This is a genomic window from Kribbella sp. NPDC056345 (genome assembly GCF_042262745.1).
In the GTDB taxonomy this organism is placed as follows: Bacteria; Actinomycetota; Actinomycetes; order Propionibacteriales; family Kribbellaceae; genus Kribbella.
The window spans coordinates 251,298-271,900 of record NZ_JBHJQQ010000009.1; the positions used below are offsets into that span (position 1 = coordinate 251,298).

At 68.7% G+C, this 20,603-nt stretch carries 20 protein-coding genes; 16 read left to right on the plus strand and 4 right to left on the minus strand.

The window, feature by feature from the left end; translation table 11 throughout:
* Position 1 precedes the first annotated feature (1 nt).
* The 6 genes from cydB to ACFCV3_RS30235 all read left to right on the plus strand — a co-directional run bounded on the left by cydB (position 2) and on the right by ACFCV3_RS30235 (position 7,764).
* Positions 2 to 985, plus strand: a complete 984-nt coding sequence (gene cydB / locus ACFCV3_RS30210; RefSeq protein ID WP_376035560.1) for a cytochrome d ubiquinol oxidase subunit II — start codon at positions 2 to 4, stop codon at positions 983 to 985.
* Positions 982 to 2,607 carry a thiol reductant ABC exporter subunit CydD gene (gene cydD / locus ACFCV3_RS30215; RefSeq protein ID WP_376035562.1) on the plus strand — a complete coding sequence of 542 codons (1,626 nt, stop codon included), beginning with the start codon at positions 982 to 984 and terminating at the stop codon, positions 2,605 to 2,607. The genes cydB and cydD overlap by 4 nt, the downstream gene beginning before the upstream one ends.
* A 55-nt stretch (positions 2,608 to 2,662) precedes the next feature.
* Positions 2,663 to 4,282, plus strand: coding sequence for a thiol reductant ABC exporter subunit CydC (gene cydC, locus ACFCV3_RS30220; protein ID WP_376035564.1), 1,620 nt, complete (start codon positions 2,663 to 2,665; stop codon positions 4,280 to 4,282).
* Positions 4,283 to 4,678: 396 nt separating this feature from the next.
* Positions 4,679 to 5,857, plus strand: coding sequence for a signal recognition particle-docking protein FtsY (ftsY, locus tag ACFCV3_RS30225; protein WP_376035566.1), 1,179 nt, complete (start codon positions 4,679 to 4,681; stop codon positions 5,855 to 5,857).
* A gap of 298 nt (positions 5,858 to 6,155) precedes the next feature.
* The gene (locus ACFCV3_RS30230; protein WP_376035568.1) at positions 6,156 to 6,563 is read left to right on the plus strand and encodes a YciI family protein; all 408 of its coding nucleotides are present in this window, start codon (positions 6,156 to 6,158) and stop codon (positions 6,561 to 6,563) included.
* Positions 6,541 to 7,764, plus strand: coding sequence for an RNA polymerase sigma factor (locus ACFCV3_RS30235; RefSeq protein WP_376035570.1), 1,224 nt, complete (start codon positions 6,541 to 6,543; stop codon positions 7,762 to 7,764). The genes ACFCV3_RS30230 and ACFCV3_RS30235 overlap by 23 nt, the downstream gene beginning before the upstream one ends.
* Here ACFCV3_RS30235 and ACFCV3_RS30240 read toward each other — a convergent pair.
* A complete protein-coding gene (locus ACFCV3_RS30240) occupies positions 7,736 to 8,695 on the minus strand; it encodes an asparaginase (RefSeq protein ID WP_376035572.1) in 960 nt (319 codons plus the stop codon). The two genes, ACFCV3_RS30235 and ACFCV3_RS30240, sit on opposite strands and share 29 nt — an antisense overlap.
* 37 nt (positions 8,696 to 8,732) lie before the next feature.
* The gene (locus tag ACFCV3_RS30245; protein WP_376035573.1) at positions 8,733 to 9,308 is read right to left on the minus strand and encodes an XRE family transcriptional regulator; all 576 of its coding nucleotides are present in this window, start codon (positions 9,306 to 9,308) and stop codon (positions 8,733 to 8,735) included.
* Between the two features lie 58 nt (positions 9,309 to 9,366).
* Here ACFCV3_RS30245 and ACFCV3_RS30250 point away from each other — a divergent pair, with 58 nt between their 5' ends.
* The 3 genes from ACFCV3_RS30250 to ACFCV3_RS30260 are packed head-to-tail and all read left to right on the plus strand — an operon-like array spanning position 9,367 to position 10,969.
* On the plus strand, positions 9,367 to 10,317 hold the full coding sequence (locus ACFCV3_RS30250; RefSeq protein ID WP_376035575.1) for an NAD(P)/FAD-dependent oxidoreductase: 951 nt from the start codon (positions 9,367 to 9,369) through the stop codon (positions 10,315 to 10,317).
* Between the two features lie 26 nt (positions 10,318 to 10,343).
* Complete coding sequence (locus ACFCV3_RS30255; RefSeq protein WP_376035577.1) at positions 10,344 to 10,775, plus strand: sigma factor-like helix-turn-helix DNA-binding protein; 432 nt, start codon at positions 10,344 to 10,346, stop codon at positions 10,773 to 10,775.
* Positions 10,772 to 10,969 carry a hypothetical protein gene (locus ACFCV3_RS30260; protein WP_376035579.1) on the plus strand — a complete coding sequence of 66 codons (198 nt, stop codon included), beginning with the start codon at positions 10,772 to 10,774 and terminating at the stop codon, positions 10,967 to 10,969. Before ACFCV3_RS30255 ends, ACFCV3_RS30260 begins: the two co-directional genes overlap by 4 nt.
* Here the strand turns inward: ACFCV3_RS30260 and ACFCV3_RS30265 are convergent.
* Entirely contained in the window at positions 10,951 to 11,565 is a 615-nt protein-coding gene (locus ACFCV3_RS30265) for a TetR/AcrR family transcriptional regulator (protein WP_376035581.1), read from the minus strand. The two genes, ACFCV3_RS30260 and ACFCV3_RS30265, sit on opposite strands and share 19 nt — an antisense overlap.
* Positions 11,566 to 11,828: 263 nt before the next feature.
* Here ACFCV3_RS30265 and ACFCV3_RS30270 point away from each other — a divergent pair, with 263 nt between their 5' ends.
* Genes ACFCV3_RS30270 through ACFCV3_RS30295 form a run of 6 tightly spaced genes read left to right on the plus strand, consistent with a single transcriptional unit; the run spans position 11,829 to position 18,427 of the window.
* The gene (locus ACFCV3_RS30270) at positions 11,829 to 13,184 is read left to right on the plus strand and encodes an ammonium transporter (RefSeq protein ID WP_376035583.1); all 1,356 of its coding nucleotides are present in this window, start codon (positions 11,829 to 11,831) and stop codon (positions 13,182 to 13,184) included.
* Positions 13,181 to 13,519, plus strand: coding sequence for a P-II family nitrogen regulator (locus ACFCV3_RS30275; protein ID WP_376035584.1), 339 nt, complete (start codon positions 13,181 to 13,183; stop codon positions 13,517 to 13,519). The genes ACFCV3_RS30270 and ACFCV3_RS30275 overlap by 4 nt, the downstream gene beginning before the upstream one ends.
* On the plus strand, positions 13,520 to 15,778 hold the full coding sequence (locus tag ACFCV3_RS30280) for a [protein-PII] uridylyltransferase (RefSeq protein WP_376035586.1): 2,259 nt from the start codon (positions 13,520 to 13,522) through the stop codon (positions 15,776 to 15,778).
* A 10-nt stretch (positions 15,779 to 15,788) separates the two neighbouring features.
* Complete coding sequence (locus tag ACFCV3_RS30285) at positions 15,789 to 16,823, plus strand: DUF2332 domain-containing protein (protein WP_376035588.1); 1,035 nt, start codon at positions 15,789 to 15,791, stop codon at positions 16,821 to 16,823.
* On the plus strand, positions 16,823 to 17,875 hold the full coding sequence (locus ACFCV3_RS30290; RefSeq protein ID WP_376035590.1) for a DUF2332 domain-containing protein: 1,053 nt from the start codon (positions 16,823 to 16,825) through the stop codon (positions 17,873 to 17,875). The genes ACFCV3_RS30285 and ACFCV3_RS30290 overlap by 1 nt, the downstream gene beginning before the upstream one ends.
* A 45-nt stretch (positions 17,876 to 17,920) precedes the next feature.
* Positions 17,921 to 18,427 (plus strand): hypothetical protein, encoded by a 507-nt coding sequence (locus ACFCV3_RS30295; protein ID WP_376035592.1) that lies wholly within the window; start codon positions 17,921 to 17,923, stop codon positions 18,425 to 18,427.
* On the opposite strand, the gene ACFCV3_RS30300 is transcribed toward ACFCV3_RS30295, so the two are convergent.
* Positions 18,420 to 19,310: an arginase family protein gene (locus ACFCV3_RS30300; RefSeq protein WP_376035594.1), complete on the minus strand. Its 891-nt coding sequence runs from the start codon at positions 19,308 to 19,310 to the stop codon at positions 18,420 to 18,422. The genes ACFCV3_RS30295 and ACFCV3_RS30300 overlap by 8 nt on opposite strands.
* A 286-nt stretch (positions 19,311 to 19,596) precedes the next feature.
* Between ACFCV3_RS30300 and ACFCV3_RS30305 the strand changes: the two genes are divergently transcribed.
* On the plus strand, positions 19,597 to 20,583 hold the full coding sequence (locus ACFCV3_RS30305; protein ID WP_376035596.1) for a phosphotransferase enzyme family protein: 987 nt from the start codon (positions 19,597 to 19,599) through the stop codon (positions 20,581 to 20,583).
* The last annotated feature ends 20 nt before the right edge of the window (positions 20,584 to 20,603 follow it).

Here is a 20,603-nt window from a genome sequence, read left to right on the forward strand (position 1 = left end):
GATGGAGCTCACGACTGTCTGGTTCCTCGTGATCGCGGGGCTGTGGACGGGGTACTTCGTGCTGGAGGGTTTCGACTTCGGGGTCGGGGCGCTGCTGCGGGTGATCGGCCGCGACGAGCCCGAGCGGCGGGCGGCGATCACCACGATCGGCCCGGTCTGGGACGGGAACGAGGTGTGGCTGGTGATGGCCGGCGCGGCCACGTTCGCGGCGTTCCCGGAGTGGTACGCGACGCTGTTCAGCGGGTTCTACCTCCCGCTGTTCGCGATCCTGGTCGCGCTGATCCTGCGCGGTGTCGCACTGGAGTACCGCGGGAAGCGTGCCGACCTGGAGTGGCGTGGCCGGATGGACACGTTGATCACGATCGGCTCGGTGGTGCCCGCGCTGCTCTGGGGGATCACCTTCGCCAACCTGGTCCGCGGCGTACCGCTGGACAACTCCCACGAGTTCATCGGCAGTCTGGGCGACCTGTTCGGACCGTTCGCGCTGCTCGGCGGAGTGACCTTCGTGGCGGTGTTCGTCACCCATGGCGCGATCTTCCTGGCCCTGCGGACCGACGGCGTACTGCGCGAGCGGGCGAACCGGCTCGCTGCCCGGCTCGGTGTTGTCACAGCCGTGCTGGCGGTCGCGTTCCTCTGGTGGGCCCAGGCGCTGCGCGGTGACACCGGCTCGGCGATCGTGGCCGCTGCCGCAGCACTGGCCTTCGTCGGCGGCCTGGTCGCAAACCGCTTCGGCCGCGAAGGCTGGGCCTTCACCGGTACGGCGGTTGCCACCGGCCTGGCCGTGGTGTCGTTGTTCGCCGCGCTGTTCCCGGTGGTGATCCCGTCCACCCTGGATCCCCAGTCGACCCTGACCGCGGTCGAGGCGGCGTCGACGGCGTACACGCTGAAGATCCTGACGATCATCGCGGCGATCTTCACGCCACTGGTTCTGCTCTACCAGGGCTGGACGTACTGGGTCTTCCGCAAGCGGGTCGTGGTGGCATGAAACCCCTCGATCCTCGGCTGCTCCGCCGGGCCAAAGCCGCCCGGGTCTTTCTCGTGGCGTCGGTGCTGATCGGCATCGCCAGTGGCGGGCTGATCATCGTCCAGGCGGTCCTGCTGGCGCAGGGGATTGCGGGAGCGGTGCTGCACGGCGAGGACGTGACAGGGGTTGCCTGGGCGCTGGCTGCGGTGGTGGCCGGGCGTGCAGCGCTGCTGTGGCTGCAGGAGGTGGTGGCACAGCGTGCTGCGGCTGCGGTGAAGTCCACGCTGCGCCGTCAGGTGCTGGAGCACGCGTTGAAGCTCGGTCCGGTGTGGCTGAGTGGTGAGCGCAGCAGTGCGTTGACCACACTGCTGACCAAGGGACTGGACGACCTCGATCCGTACTTCGCGCGCTACCTGCCACAGTTGGTGCTCGCGGCAACAGTTCCGGCCGGAGTGGTCGGGTGGATGGCGACTGGCGACCTGATCGCGGCTGGGACGGTCCTGCTCACGCTGCCGCTGATCCCGATCTTCATGGCGTTGATCGGCTGGGCGACCCAGGCGCACAGCCGACGGCGGCAGCGGGCGCTGGGTGTGCTGGCGCACCACTTCACCGATGTCGTGACCGGTCTGCCGACGCTCAAGCTGTTCGGTCGCGCCAAAGCCCAGGAGGACGCGGTACGCCGGGTCACCGACCGGCACCGGGTTGCGTCGATGAGCAGTCTGCGCGTCGCGTTCCTGTCGTCCTTCGCACTGGAGTTGCTGGCCAGCATCTCGGTGGCGCTGGTAGCCGTCGGGGTCGGGCTCCGGCTGATCGAGGGACACCTCGGCCTGCAGACCGCGCTGATGGTGCTGATCCTCGCGCCGGAGGCCTACCTGCCGTTGCGTCAGGTCGGCATGCACTTCCACGCCAGCGCCGACGGGGTTGCGGCTGGCGAGGAGGTGTTCCGGGTCCTGGAGACGCCACTACCGGAGCGGGGCGAGCGGACCGACGTACCGGATCTGCGGTCGAACACTCTGCAGCTGTTCGACGTGACCGTGCGGTACCCGGGGCGGTCGGAGCCGGCACTCGATGCGTTCGACCTGGAGGTTCGGCCGGGGGAGGTCGTTGCGCTCAGCGGAGCCAGCGGGGCTGGGAAGTCGACGGTGCTCGCGGTGCTGCTCGGATTCGTCGTACCGGAGCGGGGTGTGGTTGTGGTTGGTGGTAGTGCGGCGGACGAGTTCGATCCGAGCGAGTGGCGGCGGCAGTTCGCGTGGGTGCCGCAGCGGCCGGGGCTGCGGCTGGGGACGGTTGCCGACAACGTCCGGCTGGGTCGCCCCGGGGCGTCCGACGATGACGTGCGGTTGGCGTTGCTGGCAGCGGGTGCTGGTGAGTTGGAGCTGGACAAGGCGGTCGGGGAGCGCGGTCAACTGCTGTCGGGTGGTCAGCAGCGACGGGTCGCTCTGGCTCGCGCGTTGATCACGGAGGCGCCGGTGCTGTTGCTCGACGAGCCGACGGCTGGGCTGGATGCGGAGGCAGAGGCGACTGTTGTTGCCGGTCTGCGGGCGACCGGGCGGACGGTGTTGATGGTGGCGCACCGGCCGGCGCTGATCGCGGCCGCGGACAGAAACATTGTCGTAGGCAACCGAGAGCTGGTGCCGGCATGAGCGGGCGGCTGGTGCGGGACGCCTGCTGCGGTGGGAGCCGAGAGGTGGGGTTGGGATGAAGGGCTGGGCGTTGGTGCGGCCGGAGCGCCGCGTGTGGTGGCGGCTGGTGCTCGCCTTGGTCGCGGGGGTGGCCGCGTCCGGATCAGCGGTGGCACTGCTGGCGACCTCGGCCTGGTTGATCACCACCGCCGCGGCCCAGCCGCCGGTGCTGATCCTGCTGGTGCCGATCGTGGCCGTGCGCGCGTTCGGCGTCGGTCGGGGATTCTTCCGGTACGTCGAACGCCTGGCCGGCCACGACGCGGCGTACCGGGTGTTGGGGGAGACCAGGGCCCGGATCACCGGTCGGCTGGAGCGGATCGCCCCTGGTGGGCTGAGTAGCCGTCGGCAGGGCGATCTGTTGGCCCGGCTGGTGCTCGACGTGGATGCTGTCCTCGATCTGTGGCTGCGCGTGCTGCTGCCGGTCACGGTCGCGATGGTGACCGCCCTCGCGACCGTGGCCCTGTTGGCGTTGCTGCTGCCGACCGCCGGTGCTGCGGTCGCAGTGGCCGTGCTGATCGCGTGCACCGTCGTACCGTGGCTGACCGCGCACACAGCCGCGCGTGCAGAGCGGAGGCTGGCGGGTGAGCGGGGTGACGTGGCCGCGGCCGCTACCGAGACGCTGCTGACCGCAGGCGACATCGTCGCGTTCAACGCGGTCGACGACGTGCTGGCATCCTTCAGCGCGAGTGACGCCAGGCTGGCAGCGGCCGAGCGCCGTTCGGCCTGGAGTGCCGGGCTCGGCGGTGCGCTCCTCGTGCTGTGTGTGGGCGGCGCGAGCATCGCCGGTCTGGTGCTGGGCAGCACGGCGAACATCACCGGCGCGGTGTTCGCCGTGCTCGTCCTCACTCCGCTCGCCCTGGCCGATGTGCTCGGCGGGATCCCGGCTGCGGCCCAGCTCGCCATTCGGGTGCGTGCTGCCCTCGGCCGGGTGCAGGAGCTGGTCGACGCACCCGAGCCGGTGCGCGAGCCGGCCACGGCCGTGGCGCTGCCGCGCGGGCGTGACCTGGAGGTGAAGCACCTCCGCGTCGGGTACGGCGACGACGACGTACTGGACGGGCTCAGTCTGAACATGCCGGCCGGGAGCCGGGTGGTGATCACCGGGGCGAGCGGTTCGGGGAAAAGCACGCTGGCGGCCGTGCTGCTCCGGTTCTTGGAACCGCGCGCTGGCGAGGTGCTCCTGGACGGTGTGGACCTGGCGAGCCTCGAAGGTGATCAGGTCCGCTCGGTGGTCGGGCTGCTGACCCAGGAGAGCCATGTGTTCGACACCACCATCCGGGAGAACCTGCTGCTCGCTTACCCCGGGGCCAGCGACCTGCGGTTGTGGCGGGCCCTGTACCTCGCTCGGCTCGGGGTGTTCGTCGAAGGGCTGCCGGAGGGGCTGGACACGATGGTCGGCGAACACGGGGCCAGGCTGTCCGGCGGTGAACGGCAGCGGCTGGCGTTCGCCCGGCTGCTCCTCGCGAACCGCGACGTACTGGTGCTGGACGAGCCCACCGAACACCTCGACGAGGAAACCGGCCGCGCACTCCTGGCAGACCTCTTCCAAGCCGCCGGCCGACGAACTGTCGTCCTCCTGACCCACCGCCCCGACCTGGCCCCCGCCCACACCCACCGACAGCACGTCCACCTGCCTTAACCCCTCACACCAACCGCCGCAGCCCGCCCCCTCCACACCACAGCCGCCCCATGCCACACCTCGGGCATCACCACCCGGGCATCACCACCCGGGCATCACCACCCCGGGCACCACCGCCCCCCGGGCACCACCGCGCCGGGTGCAACCGCCCCCATGCATCACCGTTACGGGTGCAACCACCTCGCGGGCGACCATCGCCACCCCGCGTGCTTCCGGCCCCAGCGTTCACACCCCGGGTACCACCCCACACCGCTCACGCGCCACTGCACCCCGCCCCGCCGCCTCGGGTGCTAACCGTCACCGCATCCGCACCGTGCGTGGTGTTGGCGACGCTGTCGTGGGTGGTGGTGTGCGGGATGCGGGGTGCGGGCCGGGTGTCTGCCAAGATGGGGAATCGTGTTGACCCCAGAGCTTGTCACCTTGCTGACTGACCAGGTCCTGATCGCGATCATCGTCGTCGCGGTGGTCGTCCTGGGCGGCGCGACCGGACTCGTCGTGACCCGGCGTCGCCGTTCTGCGCTGCCCCCGGCAGATCGCCCGGCCCCGCTCGAGACGGCGGAGCCGAAGGTCGGTGAGGACGCCGAGACGCCGCGGGACACCCCGACGCGGACGCTCGAGGACACTGAGCTGCCCGAGGAGCCGCCGCTCGAGAAGCCAGAGTCGGCGCAGGGGCGGCTGGTTCGGCTACGCGCCCGTCTGGCTCGGTCGCAGGGCTCGCTCGGCAAGGGTCTGCTCGCGCTGCTGTCGCGGGACAAGCTTGACGAAGAGGCGTGGGAGGACATCGAGACCACCCTCATCACCGCCGACGTCGGTGTCACGCCCACCCAGGAGCTGGTGGAGAAGCTCCGGACCCGGATGCGCGTCGAGGGAGTCGGCCCGGCGCAGGCGCGGGAGATCCTCCGCGAGGAGCTGATCGCGCTGGTGAACCCGTCGATGGACCGTTCGCTCGCGGTGACCCGCAAGGAGTCGCAGCCGGCCGTCGTACTGGTCGTCGGCGTCAACGGCACCGGCAAGACCACGACCGTGGGCCGGTTGGCCCGGGTGCTGGTCGCGGAGGACAAGCACGTCGTCCTGGGCGCGGCGGACACGTTCCGCGCCGCGGCCGCGGACCAGCTGCAGACCTGGGGCGAGCGCGTCGGCGCCCGGACCGTGCGCGGTCCGGAGGGCGGTGACCCGGCCAGCATCGCGTTCGACGCGGTCAAGCAGGGCATCGCCGAGGAGGCCGACGTCGTCCTGATCGACACCGCCGGCCGGTTGCACACCAAGACCGGCCTGATGGACGAGCTCGGCAAGGTGAAGCGGGTGATCGAGAAGTCGGCCGAGGTCGACGAGGTGCTGCTCGTCATCGACGCCACCACCGGGCAGAACGGCCTGACCCAGGCCCGCGTCTTCTCCGACGTCATCAACGTGACCGGCCTGGTCCTGACCAAGCTGGACGGTACGGCGAAGGGTGGCATCGTGATCGCGGTGCAGCGCGAACTCGGCGTACCGGTCAAGCTGGTCGGACTGGGTGAGGGTGCGGACGACCTGGCGCCCTTCGACCCCGAACAGTTCGTCGACGCCCTCCTCGACTGACCACCACAACGTCCGTAAACCCGCACACGTCGTCTCTGCACCTTCGGATCGACCCAAACCGGGGGGTTCGCACCGCCCACAGAGGGCTTGAACAAGTAATTCCTTGTTCACGGCCACCGGTTCCTGTCCAAACCCCCAGGTTCCGGCCGGTACGCCGGCTGCCACCCCCGCCGAAACGGTTGAACCGTGCTCGAGGTCGACCAGTCGGCTGACCTTGAGCACCTCTCGACCAATAGCATGTCGAGAGCCCGGTGCTGGCTTCGTCCTTCGGGTAAATGCTCACCGAGGAGGACCTGAGATGACCAAGTTTCTGCTGCTGATGAACCACGACGGCGGTACGTCGACGACGACCATGCACGAGTGGAGCGAGGCGGACCGGGAGGCCCACCTGGCCCATCTGACCGCGACGCTGGACAAGCTTCGTGAGAACGGGGAGTTGGTCGACGTGCAGGGGCTGACGTGGCCGAAGCATGCGAAGGTGGTTCGGGCGGCGAGTGTCACCGCGCCGGTGGTGACGGATGGGCCGTATGCCGAGTCCAAGGAGATCCTGGCCGGCTACACGCTGATCGACGTGGAGTCGGAGGAGCGGGCGCTGGAGATCGCCGCCGAGCAGTCCTCCGCGCCTGGGCCCGGTGGGGTACCCATCGAGCAGCCGATCGAGGTGCGTCGACTGATGGAGTCGGATGCAGACTTCTGGGACATCTGACCACACTCTCGAGGACCTGCTGCGTGAGCTGACGCCGCAGGTCCTCGGTGTGGTTGTCCGGCGCTGCGGTGACTTCGCGGCGGCCGAGGACGCCGTACAGGAGGCTTTGCTGTCGGCTGCGACCACGTGGCCGCGGGACGGGCAGCCGGACAATCCGAAGGCGTGGCTGATTCAGGCTGCCTCCCGGCGGTTCATCGACGAGGTCCGCCAGGCGCAGGCCCGGCGGCGCCGGGAGGAACGCGCCGCGTTGCGCGAGCTGCCGCCGGAGGAGGTCGAGGAGCAGGACGACACGCTCCGGTTGCTGTTCCTGTGCTGCCATCCATCACTCACTCCGGCCTCGGCGATCGCGCTGACGCTGCGGGCGGTCGGCGGGCTCACCACCGCCGAGATCGCCACCGCGTATTTGGTGCCTGAGGCAACGATGGCGCAGCGGATCAGCCGGGCGAAGAGCCGGCTCAAGGGTGCGACCTTCGAGCTCACCGCGGATGCCGACCGACTGCGCAACGTGCTGCATGTGCTCTACCTGATGTTCAACGAGGGCTATGCGAGCAGTAGCGGCGCAGAGCTGCAGCGGAACGACCTGTCCAGTGAGGCGATCCGGTTGACGCGCGCGGTGCACGCACAGCTCGAGGACGGGCAGGTGACCGGTCTGCTGGCCTTGATGTTGCTGACCGACGCCCGGCGCGCAGCACGCACCGGCAGTGCCGGAGAGCTCATCCCACTCGCCGAGCAGGACCGCACGCTCTGGAACGCGGACTACATCACCGAAGGTGTCGCACTGGCCGTCGAGGCCTTCCATGCGCCGCCACTGGGTGAGTACCAGTTGCAGGCCGCGATCGCTGCCCTCCATGACGAGGCAGAGCGGGCCGAGGACACCGACTGGCCGCAGATCTACGCGCTCTACGGACTGCTGGAGGACCTGTCCGGCAACCCGATGGTCAAGCTCAATCGCGCCATCGCAGCAGCCATGGTCGACGGACCTGATGCGGGTCTGAAGCTGCTGGAGGCGATCGACGACGACCTGAAGGACAACCACCGTCTCGCTGCGACCCGCGGGCATCTGTACGAGATGCGCGGCGACCACGAGACAGCGGTCGACTACTTCCGGGCAGCAGCTCGCCGTACGACGAGCCTGCCCGAGCGCGACTATCTGACGATGAAGGCGGACGCCCTCACTGGTACTGGGCGAACACCGCAGTGATGTCGTCATCGGTTGCCAGCAGCAACCGGAGGAGCACCCGCGCCTTGTAGGGGTCGAGGAAGCCACCGTCGATCAGCCCACGCTGGAGCAGGTCGATCTCCGAACCCGGCGAGGTGTACGTGTTCCGGACGATCGAGCCGGCGCCGGTCCGTGACGTCAGTACGACGGGCATCGCCGCCGCCAGCTCACCGAGCACCGGAGCGAGCGCGGCCGGGACGTGTCCCACTCCGAACCCTGCCACCACCAGACCGCGGTGCGTGTCGGCCAACCCCTTCAGCAGCAGACCGTCGTCGTCCATGGTCATCGTGTAGAGCGCTACCGGGTTGGCATCCAGGTCGGCCGGCTCGGCGCTGCCCTGGACCCCGTCCAGCCGAACCGGGCGGGCGAGGATGCGGACCTGGTCCTCGACCACGTGGCCGATCGGACCGACGTTGGGCGACACGAAGGTCGCCGTACTGGTGCTGTGGGTCTTGCGTACCCAGCGGGCGGCGTGGATCTCCTCCTTGAACACCACCAAGGCGCCGAGGTCGCGGGCTGCGGGGGAGCAGGCGACGCGGCACGCGGCCACGATGTTGGCGGGCCCGTCCGGCCCAGCCAGGGTCGGGTTGCGCATGGCGCCGGTCAGCACGAAGGGCTGCGGATGCGGCCACACCTGGTCCACCAGGAACGACGTCTCTTCCAGCGTGTCGGTGCCTTGCGTGACCACGACACCGGTGGCACCGGCGGCGACGGCCTTTGAGGCCGCGTCGACGACCTCGAGCATCTTCGCCGTGGTCAGGTTGGCGCTGGAGACCGATTCGATGTCCTGGATCTCCACCGGCCGGCCGAGCTCGGCCAGGCCCGGCACTGCTGCTGTCAGTTCCGCTCCGGTCAGCCGGCCGTCGCCGACCATCGCGATGGTGCCGCCCAAGGTGAACAACGCGACGCTCACTACCAGCTCCTTCAGAGTCCGGACCGACCGCCGAAGATTAGCGGGTGCGCGCCCGGACGTGCATCCGTTCCCCCTGGGGTCCGTACAGACACAGCATCTCGGCCGGTGTGTCCCCGGCGTTCCCGAACCAGTGCGGCACCCTCGTGTCGAACTCGGCCACCTCTCCGGCGGTGAGGATGAAGTCCTTGTCGCCGAGCACGATGCGGATCCGCCCGGACAGCACGTAGACCCAGTCGTAGCCCTCGTGCGTCTTCTGGCTGACCTCACCACCCGGCCAGCCCACTGGCACGATCTGCTTGAACGCCTGCAGCCCGCCGGGCCGTCGGCTGAGCGGAATGTGGATCGCGCCGTGCCGCATGATCGGCTTGGCGTGGATCCGCGGGTCGCCGGTGGTCGGTGCGTCCACCAGCTCGTCCAGCTGCACCTGGTGGGCGCGTGCCAACGGCAACAACAGCTCCAGTGTCGGTTTGCGCTGACCGGACTCCAGCCGGGACAGCGTGCTCACCGAGATCCCGGTCGACTCCGACAACTGCGCCAGCGTCGTACCGCGCTCGACCCGCAGCGCCCGCAGCCGCGGTCCTACCGCTTCCAAGACATCACCAAAGTCGTCCACCTTGCCACTATGGCAAACAATGTTGTCGAAAACGAATGTCATCGCGGATCTTGGCGGTATGAAGACGACTGAGTACGACGTGATAGTGATCGGTGGCGGTGCAGCCGGGCTGAGTGGAGCGCTCGCGCTGGTGCGGTCGCGCCGGTCGGTGCTGGTGATCGACGACGGTCAGCCGCGGAACGCCCCGGCCGGACACGTGCACAACTACCTGACCCGGGACGGCACGCCGCCGAGCGAGATCTACGCCATCGGCCGCGAGGAGGTCGCCGGGTACGGCGGTCAGTTCGCTCCTGGCACTGTCACGGCGGTGCGCCGTGGTGACGTGTTCACGGTCGAGCTGGCGGACGGTACGACGTACCAGGGGCGGCGGATCCTGGTCACGACCGGACTGACCGACGTACTGCCTGATGTGCCCGGTCTGGCCGAGCAGTGGGGCAAGGACGTGCTGCACTGCCCGTACTGCCACGGCTGGGAGGTGCAGGACCAGGCGATCGGCGTACTGGCCGCCAGTCCGCAGGCTGTGCACCAGGCGCAGATGTTCCGGCAGTTGAGTGACGACGTCACGCTCTTCCTGCACGACGGCATCGAGCTGACCGATGAGCAGTGGGAGGAGCTCGCGGCCCGGCAGATCGCTGTTGTGCAAGGCAAGGTCGAGCAGATCGAGGTGGTGGACGGCAAGCTCACCGGTGTGCGGCTGGAGGGCGGCAAGGTGATCCCACGTGACGCCCTGGCGATCCAGACCACCATGCGAGCGAAAGCGGACTTCCTGGTCGACCTCGGTCTGAAGACCACAGCGCTGGAGATGGCCGGGTCCGTCTACGGAGACGCGATTGAAGTCGACGCCAAGGGGGAGACTGCAGTGCCAGGGGTGTTTGCGGCCGGCAACGTGACCGACCCGATGGCACAGGTCCTCCACGCGGCCGGTGCGGGTCTGCGGGCCGGTGCGGCGATCAACGGGGATCTGATCGCAGAAGAGACGCGGTTGGCTCTCGCCGCACGTAGTAGTTGAAGGGTTGAATAGGGGCGGGAGGGTGGATGGATACGGTCGACCCGGAGTTCGCCTCGTATGTTGATGCGCGACAGGGGAGATGGCTTCGCACTGCGTACCTCGTGTACGGCGAACTGGGGCGGGCCGAGCACGCTCTGTTGCACGCCTTCACCCGGCTGTCACTGACGTGGCCCAAGGTGGACGACCCGGACGTCTTCGTCCAGCGCTTGCTCTACCAACCGGCCCTCACACGATGGAGCCGGGTGCGGCCGTTTCCGGACAGCGAGGACCCGGTCGAACGGGCTCTCGCGGACCTCACACCCACCCAGCGCACCATCCTGGTGCTACTGCATCTGGAAGACCTCACTGAGTTCGAAGTGGCCGACGTACTGACCATGTCGCACTCTGCTGTGCACGCCCAGGGACTGTCCGCGTTCGAACGCTTCCGCAGGGCACTGATCGCGGGGGAGACCAAATGAGGCGTGAGGACGTCGGACCGATGCTCAGCCAGGTTTCGGACGAGCTGCCGGAGGTCGATCTGGCGGACCGGGCCTGGACGGCCGGTGTGATCCTCAAACGCCGCCGACGCCGTACGGCGCTCGTCGGAGTACTGGTGGCGCTGGGGATCGCGCTGGCCGTCCTGGCGGCGTTCGCCTACGGCTGGCTGCCCTGAGGTTCCCGGATCACCCGCAAGGTGAGCTCGACCAGGTGGTCGGCGTCCGCCACGGCAGGCATCGGCTCGTTGAGCAGGATCCTCAGCACGAACAGACCGGACAGCCACTGCACCATCAGCACCGGGTCCGCCGAGCGGCGGATCGGCTCGCCACGGGCCCAGGCGCGTTCCAGGGCAGCCTTTGTGAGCTCGATACGGCGATCGATCAACGACCGGTAGATCGCCGCGGACCGCTCGTCGCGGTTCGCCTCACTGATTCCCAGCCGCATCAGATTGACTCCGGCCGGATTGTTCACGAAGGCCAGTGCGTTCCCGTAGACCTCGAGCAGATCTCCGGCCAGTGAGCCGGTGTCGGCGTCCGGGATCTCGATGTCGAACAGGTCGGCCATGGCGTCGTTCGCGAGCTGCTCCTTACTGGCCCACCGCCGGTAGATCGTCGCTTTGCCGACTCCCGCGGCCTCGGCGACATCGTCCACCGTCATTCCGTCGAACCCACGCTCCAGCAGCAGCTGGACGGCGTACCGGCGGATCCTCGGCTCCGCGTCCGGGTCGCGTGGTCTGCCGCGACGCGGCGTCACCCCGTGATCGATCTCCATTTCGTTCCCTACTTCGGACGGGAGCAGTGGCGCGGCTGCCGGCCCGTGTGGTCCAGGCCAGAGTGCCATACCGGGGCCTGTTGGGGTCGATGTCACGCCGATGTCACCTGGGGGCCCGCTTTGTCACATGCCGGAAACAAACGGACCGATCGGCTGAAACGGCGTGTCGGCACCGTGTGCGATGTGGCTGGGCGCGGGCTCCCCGGCGTTGTGGAGTTCTCCCGATCGAGGACGCCGGCCACCCCCAGATGAGCATGGAAGGGATGACGTTGATGGAGATCAACGCCGGCGATACCGCCTGGGTCTTGGCTAGCGCCGCCCTGGTGATGCTGATGACACCGGGCCTGGCTTTCTTCTACGGCGGTATGGTGCGCGTGAAGAGCGTGCTGAACATGATGATGATGAGCTTCATCACCATCGCCGTCGTCACCATCTTGTGGGTGGTGGTCGGTTACTCGTTGACCTTCGGTGGTGACAACGGGCATGTGATCGGCAACTTCTCAGAGGTTGGCCTCAAGGGCCTGATGGCCCCCGAGGCGATCACCGGGACCACCCCCGAACTCGCCTTCGTCGCCTTCCAGCTGATGTTCGCGATCATCACCCCGGCGCTGATCTCAGGTGCCATCGCCGACCGGGTGACGTTCCGCGGCTGGATCGCGTTCGTGGTCGGCTGGACCTGCCTGGTCTACTTCCCGGTCGCACACTCGGTGTGGTTCCTGGACGAGGGCAACGGCGGCTGGATCGGCGACAAGCTGAAGGCGATCGACTTCGCCGGTGGTACGGCGGTGCACGTGAACGCCGGTGCGGCCGCCCTGGCCCTGGCGATCGTGCTGGGCAAGCGGATCGGCTGGAAGAAGGACCCGATGCGGCCGCACAGCCTGCCGCTGGTCCTGCTCGGCGCCGGTCTGCTGTGGTTCGGCTGGTTCGGGTTCAACGCCGGTTCGGCGCTGAGCGCGGGTAGCACCGCCGCGATCACCTTCGTGAACACCCAGGTCGCCACGGCTGCCGCCGTGATCGGCTGGCTGATCGTCGAGCGCATCGTGCACGGTAAGGCGACGACCCTGGGCCTGGCCTCGGGTGCCGTCGCCGGTCTGGTCGCGATCACCCCGGCCTGTGGCGCGGTCAGCCCGATCGGCGCGCTCATCCTCGGTGTCTTCGCCGGTGCGATCTGCGCCTTCGCGGTCTCGCTGAAGTACAAGCTCGGCTTCGACGACTCCCTCGACGTGGTCGGCGTGCACCTGGTCGGCGGTCTGTTCGGTTCGCTCGCGATCGGCCTGCTCGGTACGGCGGCGGCGCCGTCCGCGGTTGACGGCCTCTTCTACGGTGGCGGCGTCGATCAGCTCGGCCGGCAGGCACTGGCCAACCTGGCGGTCGGTGTCTACTCCTTCGTGATCGCCTTCGTGCTGGCCAAGATCATCGACAAGACGATCGGCTTCCGGCTCACCGAGGAGGACGAGGTCACCGGTGTCGACCAGGTCGAGCACGCGGAGACGGCGTACGACTTCCTCAGCGCGAGCGGTGTGCGGGGCGCGCTGTCGACCCGCCCGGTACCGGCCGCGGCGCCGGTCCAGGACAATGACGACACCGAGACTTCCGAGAAGGAAGGTGCCAACGCATGAAGCTGATCACCGCGGTGGTCAAGCCGCACAAGCTGGAAGACGTCCGGGCCGCACTGGAGACGTTCGGCGTCACCGGGATGACGGTCTCCGAGGCGAGCGGTTACGGCCGGCAGAAGGGCCACACCGAGGTCTACCGGGGCGCCGAGTACGAGGTGGACCTGGTCCCGAAGGTACGGCTCGAGGTGGTCGTCGAGGACGGTGACGGCGCCGAGGTCGTCGACGTGATCGTGAAGGCCGCGCAGACCGGCAAGATCGGTGACGGCAAGGTCTGGGTGACTCCGGTCGAGACCATCGTGCGCGTGCGCACCGGTGAGCTGGACGGAGACGCCCTCTAGATGGCAGACCGAGCAGAACAGCGGCGCGCCCGAGCCGAGGAGGCCGACGCGCTGCTGTACCTGCTCCTCTCCAAGGCTTGTGACGCCCTCGGTGTACCCACCGAGGGCGTTGCCCTGGTCGCTGTCGGCGGCTACGGCCGGGAGGAGCTCTCGCCGTACAGCGATCTCGACGTGATGCTCCTGCACGTCGACGGGTACCCACGGCTGGACGAGCTGGCCGCTCAGATCTGGTACCCGCTGTGGGATTCGCGGACCAAGCTGGATCACAGCGTCCGCACCGTCGCACAGGCCAGGGAGTCGGCGGCGGACGACGTACGAGTTGCACTGGGGCTGCTCGACGCGCGTCATGTCGCTGGGGACTCGCATCTGACGCTGGAGCTGCGGTCCGTGCTGATGGCGGACTGGCGACGTACTGCGAAGACCAGACTGCCCGAGCTGGCGCAGGCGTGCCGGGATCGGGCGTCCAGCGTCGGCGAGGTCGCCCACCTGGCCGAGCCGGACCTCAAGGAGGCGTACGGCGGTCTGCGGGATGCCGTCGTACTGCGTGCCTTGGTGGCGTCGTGGTTGATCGACATCCCGCATCCCGTGGTCGAGCGAGCCCGGCGGGACCTCCTGGATGTACGCGACGAGCTGCACACGGTGGCCGGCCGGGCCACTGACCGCCTGGTCGCTGATGTAGCCGGTGAGGTTGCGGCCGGGCTCGGACTGGACGGTCGGGACGAGCTGCTGCGCCACGTGTACGCGACCGGGCGGACGCTCGCCTATGTGTGTGACATGTCGTGGCGGCGGGTGGAGAGTCTGTTGACTCGGCCCCCGCGTGCGCGGAGGTTCCAACGGACTGGCGGGCCGCTGCTGCTCGCACTTGATGAGGGTGTTGGCCAGCACGAGGGTGAAGTCGTGCTGATGCCGGATGCGCGGCCGGAGCGGGACGCCGTACTGGGTCTGCGGGCCGCGGCGGTTGCTGCGGATCGTGAGCTCGGACTGTCGCCTGCTGTCTGCGCGCGATTGGCTTCCAAGGCTCTGGACTTGCCTGAGCCCTGGCCTGGTGAAGCGCAGCGGTTGCTGTGCGCACTGCTGGGTGCGGGTAACGGACTGCTTGAGGTGTGGGAGGCGCTCGACCAGGCCGGCTACATCTCGCGGATCCTGCCGGAGTGGGACACCGTGCGGTTCCGGCCGCCGCAGTCGGCAGTCCACCGGTTTACGGTCGACCGGCATCTGCTGGAGACCTGTGTCGAGGCAGCCAAGATGGTGCGCGACGTACGTCGGCCCGACCTGCTGCTGGTCGCTGCGCTGGTGCATGACCTCGGTAAGGCGGTCGAGGGCGATCACAGTGTCACCGGTGCGGTGATTGCTGCCCGGGTCGCGCGTCGGATCGGCTTCAACGAGACAGACGTCGACACGATCACCCTGCTCGTCCGGCAGCATCTGATGCTGGCGCAGGTCGCCACTCGGCGCGACCTGGACGACCCGATGACGGTTGAGCTGGTGTCCGGGATCGTGCGCGACACCGAGACGCTGGACCTGCTGGAAGCTCTCACGTACGCCGATGCGCGCGCGGCCGGCCCAGCTGCGTCGTCGCCGTGGCGGATGCGGTTGGTGGGCGAGCTGTGCCGTCGGGTGCGTGGTGAGCTGGCCGGTGGGGGGCAGGGGATGTGGACCGACACTCCGCCGATTCCGGTGCCCGAATTGCACCAGGTCGTTGGCATTGGCCGGCTCGGTGTGACGGTGACCGATCATCACGGGGACCTGCGGGTCAACGTCGCCGTACCGGATCAGGTGGGCACGCTGTCGACGGTGGCCGCCGTACTGGCTGTTGAGCGGCTCTCCGTGCGTGCTGCGGTGGTGACGTCGGTTGACGGGCTTGGCATCTCGCAGTGGACAGTGGCCGGCTCGGTGCCGGACCCGGTGCGGTTGCGGGACCGGCTTGCGGTCGCACTGCGGGACAACACCGACCTGGTACGGCGCTTGGCGGCGCGGGACTCATCGGCTCCGCGGGTGGCCAGCCGGGTCGACCTGTTGCCGGGGGCATCCGAGACCGCGACTGTGCTGCAGGTGCGAGCTCACGACCGGCCTGCGCTCATGTACGACGTTGCGTCGGCAATCGCGGCGACTGGTGCTGACATCCGCTCTGCGCACGTCAGCACGCTCGGAGCCGAGTGTGTGGACGTCTTCTACCTCACCGACCGCCATGGCTCGCCCCTCGAGGAGGAGGACGCGCGCACCACCGCGAAGACCGTGCTGGACCGCCTGACCTTCTAACCTCGACGGCATGGGTGTCGTAGCGGGACTACAGCAGCAGGCCATCGATTGCGAAGAGCTCGGCTCCCCGATGTACGCCGAGCTGGCGCGGCTCATGGTGGACGACTACGAGCTCGGTGGGGCGTCTACCGGCGTACTCGGAAGCTACGAGGGTCACCAGAACGACGAGGCACTTGCCTTGCCACTGCTGGCAGCGGTGCATCGGCTGGTGCTGGCGGGGGAAGCGCCGGAGCTGGCCGGCTTCTACCCCAGCGTGGGCGGAGTGTGGGATCCAGTGCTCGGCTGGGAGGCTTTCGCGCAAGTACTCCGATCACGAGTGGGTGAGCTGCGGGCTGCGGTGCTCCAGAGGCCCCAGACCAACGAGGTCCGCCGGTCCGTTGCTCTGTACGGCGGTCTGCTGCAGCTGGTCCACGAGGTGCCGCTGCCGGTGCGGCTGATGGAGATCGGCTCGAGTGCCGGGCTGAACCTGCGGGCCGACCACTTCCGCTACAACCTGGCCGACGGCTCGTCGTACGGGCGTGCAGACAGCCCCGTGGTGATCGAGGACGCGTGGTCGGGACGCGAGGTCCCGCGGGCCGCACTGCGCATCGCAGAGCGAGTGGGGAGCGACGTGGCGCCGGTGAACGCACTGTCCGAGGAGGGCGCGCGAACACTGACGTCGTACGTGTGGGCCGACCAGGTGGAGCGGCTGGCGCGTTTGCGGGGTGCACTGGCCATCGCGCGGGAGGTGCCGGCCGACCTACGACGTGCCGATGCGGTGTCGTTCGTGCGCGGGCTGGAGCTGTCCGAGGGCCACCTGACCGTGCTGTGGCACTCAATCATGTGGACCTACCTGTCCAAGGAGGACCAGGCAGCCGTCGACGCTGCCCTAGCCGACCTGGGAGCCCAGGCAGGCGAGTCGACACCCCTAGCCCGCCTACGCCTCGAGCCCCCAGGCGAGTGGGGAGACGAGTTCCTGGTAGAGCTGCAGACCTGGCCAGGCGGAGCACGCCGCGTACTCGGCCACGCCGATCCCCACGGCCAAGGCCTGGTCTGGACCTCCTAGTGCTCCTCCTAGGGTCACTCCAGCGTCAGGCCGTCCGATGCGAGAACCTCGGCTCCCCGATGTACGCCGAGCTCCTGCGGCGGCTCGTGGCCGACTACGAGATCGGCGGGGTGTCGGCCGACGTACTGGCGGGGTATGACGATCCTCCGCCGGGTTCTGTGATCGGGTTGCGGTTGCTGGGTGCCGTCCACGGCCTGGTGCTGGCGGGGGAGGTGCCCGAGCTCGCGGTCTTCTATCCGAGCGTTGGTGGGGTGTGGGATCCCGTGCTCGGGTGGGAGGCGTTTGAGCGGGTGCTGGAGTCTCGGGCGGGTGAGGTGCGGGCGTTGCTGACTCAGCCGCCGCAGACCAACGAGGTACGCCGCTCGGCTGCGCTCTATGGCGGGCTGCTGCAGCTGGTGTGGGACGTGCGGTTGCCGGTGCGCTTGTTCGAGATGGGGGCGAGTGCTTGGCTCAACCTGCGGGCTGATCACTTCCGGTACGTCGTGGATGGTGAGTCGTACGGCGCTGTGGACAGTCCGGTGGTGATTGAGGACGCGTGGTCGGGGCGGAAGCTGGATCCGGTCGCACTGCGGATCACTGAGCGGGGCGGGTGCGACATTGCACCGGTGAATCCGTTGTCGGCGGAGGGAGCACGCACGCTGACGTCGTACGTGTGGGCGGACATGGCTGAGCGGTTGGAGCGGCTGCGGGCGGCGTTGGAGGTCGCACGGCAGGTGCCGGCCGACGTACGGCGTGCAGACGCGGTGTCGTTCGTGCGCGGGCTGGAGCTGGTGCCGGGGCAGGTGACGGTGCTGTGGCACTCGATCATGTGGCAGTACCTGACGGACGAGGACCGTGCGGCTGTCGATGCGCACCTGGCCGAGTTGGGGGAGCAGGCGGACGAGTCGGCGCCGCTGGCCCGGCTGCGGTTCGAGCCGGGGGCTGAGCCGCCGTACGAGTTTCTGGTCGAGTTGGAGATCTGGCCGGGTGGCGGGCGGCGCGTGCTTGGGCGTATTGAGGATCACGGGCAGGACCTGGTCTGGAGCTTCCCTTCGGAGTCGGGCAGCAACTAGCATTAGTTAGGTAAGGCTTACCTAACTCAAGGAGTTCCCGCTCAGATGATGCGTCGTATCGTTCTGACTCTCACCGCTGCCGCCGCCCTCACTGTCGGCGTCGTCGCCCCGGCCTCGGCCGCACCCGGTAGTGCTTCGAATCTCGGCAAGACACTGAACGCCTCGAACGCCACCGGCCTGGCCAAGGCCGGTGAAACCATCACTGTCACCGGTAACGGGTACAACCCGGCCCAGGGCTACTACGTCGCGCTGTGTGCGGTTCCGTCGGACTACAGCTACGGCACCAAGCCCAGCCCGTGCGCCGGCGGTGACGGCCAGGGCGGTACGACGGTCGGCCCGTCCGCGTGGGTGACCAACAACCCGCTCGGCGGCAGCGCGTCGTACCCGATCGCCTCCAACGGCACCTTCACCGCGCAGATCCGGATCGCCGAGGTCAACTCCGGTCTCGACTGCAGCGACCCGGACATCACCTGCGCGATCGTCTCCCGCCGTGATCACTTCGCGGCGAGCGACCGCACCGGCGATGTCTACATCCCGGTGTCGTTCAGCTGAGTGCTGCTGCCAGTGTGTCGGTGAGTTCCGCCGCGTAAACCTGCTCGGGATCGAGGTCGGGGTCGTAGATGCCGATGTCGATCCCGACGCAGTTCTCCGAGGCGAGTAATGGTCGCAGGAGAGCCTGGAGCTGGGCGTGGTCGAGACCGCCCGGATCCGGACTGTCCACCGCGGGCATGATCGCCGCGTCGAGGATGTCGACGTCCAGGTGCACCCAGAACCCGTCCAGCTCCTCCCGCTCCAGCTGAGCGAGCACTCCAGCCGCGGCCCGCGCCGGGTCCTCGATGACCCGGAGTGCGGACCAATGCGCGATCCCCGCCTCCACCAGCGTCTCCAGGTACGCCTCGTCCTCGCGATACCCGAGCATCACGGCATCCGCGTCGTTCACGTACGGCGACAGCCCCTCCAGGTCGGTCAGATCAGCCTGCCCCCGTCCCGTCACCAGTGCCAACGCCTCACCACCCGCAGCACCGACGTACTCGTCGTTGTCCACGGTCCGCATATCCGAATGCCCGTCGAGGTAGACGACGCCGTACCGGCCGCGCCTCTTCAGCGCGAGGGTGGGCCCGAGTAGGTTGCTGCACTCACCACCCAGCAGTACGACGAACTTGTCGTCGTCGAGCAGCGCGCCGATCCGATCCGCCAGCCGCACGCTGTACGACGCGATCGCGGCCGCGTTGAACACCCCGTCACCCGGCTTCCAGCTCCCGCGGTCGTACCGAGGCGGCACCACACATCCCGCATCAGCCGCGCCGATCCGCCCCACGATCCCCTGATCCCGGAGCGCTCCGGCCAGCTTGTAGCAACCCGGCACCGTCCCCTCTACCGGCGGCCGCAACCCCAAGTTCGAAGGCCCGTCCAGCACCACCCGACTCCGCCCCACGACCACTCCCTAACCAGTATCTATCGAGCTTCCGGTTAGAAGATCCTAGCGGCACGGTTCGTTCGCTCGCGCGGGTGTTGGGTGGTTGGTGGGTGCTCCGTTCGCCGGTGGGGGTGTTGGTTGGTGGGTGCCTGTGCTCGCTCGGGGTGGGGCGGCCCCGGTGCGCCTAGGCGTCTTGCGCGCGGTACCTGGGACCGTCGCCGGCCGGAATCGACGCAACGCTAGTGGCATCGGGCGTCGGCAAATGGTTGGTCGCCGGGGGAGGGTCCCGGCTAGCGTGCGGCGCATGGCGCAAGCGCTCGATGAGCTGGTACCGGCTGGTGTTCTCTCGGGCTTCGGGTTGTGGCCTGGCGATGGCTGGCAGACCCGGCATCTCAGGACGATGAACAACTCGGTCTTCAGTGTCGGCAAGGCCGATGACGAACCAGCCTGGGTGCTCCGGCGGCACCGCGCCGGCTGGCGGGATGCGGATGCTATTGCCGCCGAACTCTCGCTCTTGGAGTACCTGGGCGAGCAGTTGCCCGAGCCGGTCAGCGTTCCCCGCCCGGGACGCTCCCGCGACGGCGGCTGGCTGGTCTCGCTGGACGGATCGCTCTATTCCTTGCTGGGCTGGCTTCCGGGGACACCTCAGCGCCCGCACCCCGTCGGCCGCCTGGACGCCGAGTCGGCACGGCTGCTCGGCCGGGGGCTGGGCTCGATCCACTCCGCAACCGACGGATGGACTCAGCAGCCGGCACCTGTGCGATGGAACGCCGACACGCTGTTCGGCGAGGTGCATCCAGGTCTGATGGGCACCGACCCGGCCACGCTGAAGGCGGTTCTGCCGGCGGCGGACCTGGCGTTGTTCGGCGAGATCGCCGATCGGGCCGGCGAGGTGTTCGACCGGGTGTGGGACTGGGGACTGATCCACGCCGACTACATCCTGGGCAATTGCCACTGGAGCAAGGCCGACGGGCGGCTCCAGCTGGGCGTCCTGGACTTCAATGACTTCGGTCACGGGCCGCGGCTGTTCGATCTCGGCGCCGTGCTGGGCAACCTCGCCGACTTCCCCGATAGTTGGGCAACGCTCGCCCCGGCGTTCCTCGCCGGCTACCGAACGGCACACGAGCTGCCGGAGAACGCCGAACAGGACCTGCCGTTGATGATGGCCGCCCGGCACGCGGCCCAGAGCCTCTGGGCACTCGGACACCAAGAATTCGGTCAGGAATGGATCACCGACCACCTGCGCGCCCGGATGGAGATGGCCCGTGCCTGCCTGTCCGTCGGCTTCTGATCCGCTCGGATGCCGGGGTG